The sequence below is a fragment of the Psychrobacillus vulpis genome, from assembly GCF_006861825.1.
Classification (GTDB): Bacteria; Bacillota; Bacilli; order Bacillales_A; family Planococcaceae; genus Psychrobacillus; species Psychrobacillus vulpis.
Genome location: NZ_VDGI01000048.1, coordinates 1 through 3,837, shown reverse-complemented (window position 1 = coordinate 3,837; position 3,837 = coordinate 1). Strand labels below are relative to the sequence as shown.

The window sequence follows — 3,837 nt, the reverse complement described above, 5'->3', positions numbered from 1 at the left end:
TGTCTACGCTTAAAGGCTAATGTTACCATTAGCCCTCCAAGACTCGCTACGAGTGAATGGCTAGTTCTTTCTCGACGGGAATCCCACCCGCTATATGATACGACCTAGGCTCGGCCGCACAAGCACCAGTTAGTTGAACAAGAACGATTCAACAAAAAAGCCAACTAATTGTTGACTTAATTTGTTACTGTTTTTTCTTGTACTTTCTGAATTTTTTTCTTTTTACGTTGATGTTGTATTGCGACTATAACTATTGCCTGTACAGTCATTGCAAGAACTAGAAGAAAAAAATGTGTAGAAACATGTTGTAGCAATGAAATAACATAGAGTATTGGTGCTGATGAAAGATAAGAAACATATTGGTTTTTAGTTAATAAAAATATTATCGTCGAAATACAGGAAGTAACTAGCAAAAGTTCTAGTATTTTCATTAATAAGTAAAAATCTAAAAAATTCTGAAATTCATTTATATATGACATATAGAAATCCCCCTTTTTATACATATATTCAACATTTTCCCTCAACTATCCTGCTGCGTTAGTTAAATGTGGTTCTGGGATTAGACAGAAAATAGCAAAAGAGGTATTGGTGACTTTATGTAGAATTTGAATATGTCTGGCTATTGATTTTTTATAGCCGAAACTTAAGGAAGGGGTGACATATTGAAAAAGATAGAATTTCAAAATAACATGCTGATGAGAGGGATTGCTTCTTAACTAAGGTTTATTCCTCTCAAAGGTAATGGGAGGAAAAATAAAAGATGATGAATTTAGGAAACATGGTAAGAGGATTATCTTCCGATACTGTCGCCCAGAGTCTCATTCAATTCTGGGAATATGACGAGGGAACTTTGGAGGTTTGGCGTGCAAGTTCAAACTTTGTGTATGCTTATGAACGTAACCAAGTTCAATACTTTTTAAGATTTAGTTTTGATCAGGATAACTCTATTGAACAAATAAAAGCTGAGCTAGAGTTCATGCACTATTTACAATTGAACGGATTTCCGTCTGTAACACCAATTCACTCAATAAGTGGGGAACTAATTGAAACACTAAAGACTCCAGAAGGAACATATATTGCTGTTGTCTTTAGTGCAGCAAACGGAATCAATTTGGATTCCGATAAAATTACCGAAAAACAGATGAAGGAATGGGGAAAATCACTTGCTTCACTTCATTGTTTGTCTAAGACTTTCGAGCCTGTATCTGAAAGAAGAAAGAGTTGGTTGGACACAGTACAGTTCATGGAAAGTGTATTTCAAAAGCATCCAAAGGAACTAATAGCCCTTCAAGAGCTATGTAGGGTGACCACTTGGCTTCAATCGATACCTACTGGAAATGATGTGTACGGATTGATACATTATGATTTCCAATTGGATAATATCTTTTTTGAACAGAATAAGGATCATAGTTTCAATATAATCGACTTTGATGATGCAATATACCACTGGTATGCACTTGATATTGTAACAGCGCTTGATGATTTTATTGACGATGACAATCCCCATTCAAAATTACTGATTCAGTCTTTTTTGAACGGATATCGTTCCAAAAAGGTCCAAGAAAATGATGTAGTGGCTCAATTTCCACAGTTTCAAAGATATGCGAACTTATATAAGTTCTCCAAAATATTAAGGTCTTTGGATTATGGCGAAATTAACGAAACTCCACCTTGGTTTGATGAATTAAGGGTAAAGTTAGTTCGTGTTGCAGATGAATTAAGACAGAGCTTTCAAAAATCATGGTAAAAGGATAACATGAAATAAATACAAGCCACCAGTTGCAGGTCAATTAAATTTGATCTGCAACAACTAAGTGAATAATTAAATGTTAGCCAGTAGAGAAATAGAAAAAACAATATATGCTAAAGATAAACTTACAACGATAGTATAAATAGAAGTAACTTCTTCAACTTGTTATTGCCTTTAGGTGTTAACCTTAGTACATGAAAAGAAGGAGGCAATAATATGTCGCCATTTTTGTTCGTCATTATTCTTATTTTGGTTGGCATATTATTAATTTGCCGTTACAATAAGATACCTCACCCAATAACAACCTTTATTTGCGTATTTGCTATTATGTGTATCATTTACGCAATACAATATATCCCAATGTTGATTATAATTTTCTTCTAAAAGAAGTTCCTTCCCTTTTGTTACACATCATGTGTCAAGTGTGACATAAAAACTCACTTTTCTTCTATAAAACTAGCCTGCCCCGTTAGTTCAACAACAAAAAAGAGTTGCCTCAGCAACCCCTTGATCTTTAGTAAAAGCCCTCGCTATTAATATTTCTAGCCGATTGCCCTACATTTAGCTAAACTTTGGAAATAAGTTATTAAACAATCGCAAAAAGTCACTGCCCTCGGTTGGAATAAATTACTCATTTTAATACCCTTTTGCAGCCGATACTAAATTAACTAGAACCAAATCAGTCGGGAAAGTCTGATATTGGTTCTAGTCTTTTTTCGTTCTATACTAACCTACGTCGTTAATTTAGTTTCATTTTCAAGATCTGTTTTAGAAAATATATATCCAGAGCTCGAAACCGCAGCGACTAGTATAAATAAAATCATCAGAAGAAGTATTTCTTCTATTTGCATAAAAGGACTTATTACAAGAATAGTTAAGAATGAAAAAATCATTACGACTAGGAAAAATAGATTGTATCCTTTTTGTTTTTCAGTTGGTACAAAATAAAATATAGGCCCTAAAATAATAGAACTAATGCAAAAGAATACAAAGAATAAAATAAACATACTTTCCTCCTTAGAATTCTAAATTAAATCTACCTATTTCTTAATAAATATATTATATAAAATAACTTTTCATTCATAATTTCTCTCCTTCTCTTTACTTGAACTTTGATTTTCTACTTCGTGGGTAGAATTGTTTTCTATAAAATAACGAGATTGATGCTTATGAAAAATACCTTCACATTCGACTATACTGCTTCGTCAGTTCAATAAGATAAAAGAGCTGCCTATTGCATTCTCTTTAGGGGGACAAAAGAAGTACCTTCTCTTCTATTACGAATTTTGTTCGAACTGTAATCTACCAAATACAATCTTTCCCATTTGTGTTATATTCTTCTTAAAAAGGGAGATTAAATAAATGGTTAAAATTATCGCTATTTTACCTTTACTTAAGTTCTTTATTTATGTGGCTGTTATTGTTTTTATTATTTGGTTCGTTGTATGGATTATTCAAACTCAAAAAGAACACAATACCTTACTTAAAGAAATTTCAAATAAACTGGACGTTCTAGAGAATAATAAAAAGGAAGAGTGATTCTCTTTCTTTTTTGGTTTCAACTAAATGGATCTTTTCTATTGCTTAATTTTCAATAGACTAAATATAAATTACTTTTAATTAATCCAACCTAACCATATAATTAAGGTACTAATTGTAAAGTAGGTTGAAAAAATGAAACATAATCCTTTGCACCAATGGCAAAAAGACCATAATAAACGTGTAATAGATTTCCATAAAAATCATGCGTTAGAATTAGAACGTGGCGAGAATGGAAAAGGGTTGTTAGCTACATGGGAAAGATTTGTCTACAACAAAGGAAAAGCTCTTTTTAAAGCTTTCAAATAAACTGTTATAAATTAACTGTTCCTTTTTAGGACAGTTCTTTTTTGATTATTGATATATGAATTGTTATGCATTTTGTTTCAAATACGAAATAAAAACTCTCCTTCTCTTACTCAACTAGTCGAGTAGAAGGGAACCTCTCTACCTTTCGGTAGATTGTGTTCCACCCCCCTCACAGAACCGTGCTTGCGCTATTTACGCACACGGCTCCTCCTAGTCATCATTCACAAAATATAGCTAAT

Annotated in this window: 5 protein-coding genes; 3 read left to right on the top strand and 2 right to left on the bottom strand. The window is 32.6% G+C overall.

Annotated features, from left to right (window positions below):
• Positions 1-176: 176 nt before the first annotated feature.
• Positions 177-479 (bottom strand): hypothetical protein, encoded by a 303-nt coding sequence (locus FG384_RS19320; RefSeq protein ID WP_142644318.1) that lies wholly within the window; start codon positions 477-479, stop codon positions 177-179.
• Positions 480-760: 281 nt separating this feature from the next.
• Here FG384_RS19320 and FG384_RS19315 point away from each other — a divergent pair, with 281 nt between their 5' ends.
• The gene (locus tag FG384_RS19315) at positions 761-1,747 is read left to right on the top strand and encodes a phosphotransferase enzyme family protein (protein ID WP_142644317.1); all 987 of its coding nucleotides are present in this window, start codon (positions 761-763) and stop codon (positions 1,745-1,747) included.
• 734 nt (positions 1,748-2,481) lie between these two features.
• On the opposite strand, the gene FG384_RS19310 is transcribed toward FG384_RS19315, so the two are convergent.
• The gene (locus tag FG384_RS19310) at positions 2,482-2,757 is read right to left on the bottom strand and encodes a hypothetical protein (RefSeq protein WP_142644316.1); all 276 of its coding nucleotides are present in this window, start codon (positions 2,755-2,757) and stop codon (positions 2,482-2,484) included.
• A gap of 355 nt (positions 2,758-3,112) precedes the next feature.
• Between FG384_RS19310 and FG384_RS19945 the strand changes: the two genes are divergently transcribed.
• Positions 3,113-3,289, top strand: a complete 177-nt coding sequence (locus FG384_RS19945; RefSeq protein ID WP_166462499.1) for a hypothetical protein — start codon at positions 3,113-3,115, stop codon at positions 3,287-3,289.
• Between the two features lie 135 nt (positions 3,290-3,424).
• Positions 3,425-3,598 carry a hypothetical protein gene (locus FG384_RS19940; RefSeq protein ID WP_166462498.1) on the top strand — a complete coding sequence of 58 codons (174 nt, stop codon included), beginning with the start codon at positions 3,425-3,427 and terminating at the stop codon, positions 3,596-3,598.
• Positions 3,599-3,837 lie beyond the last annotated feature (239 nt).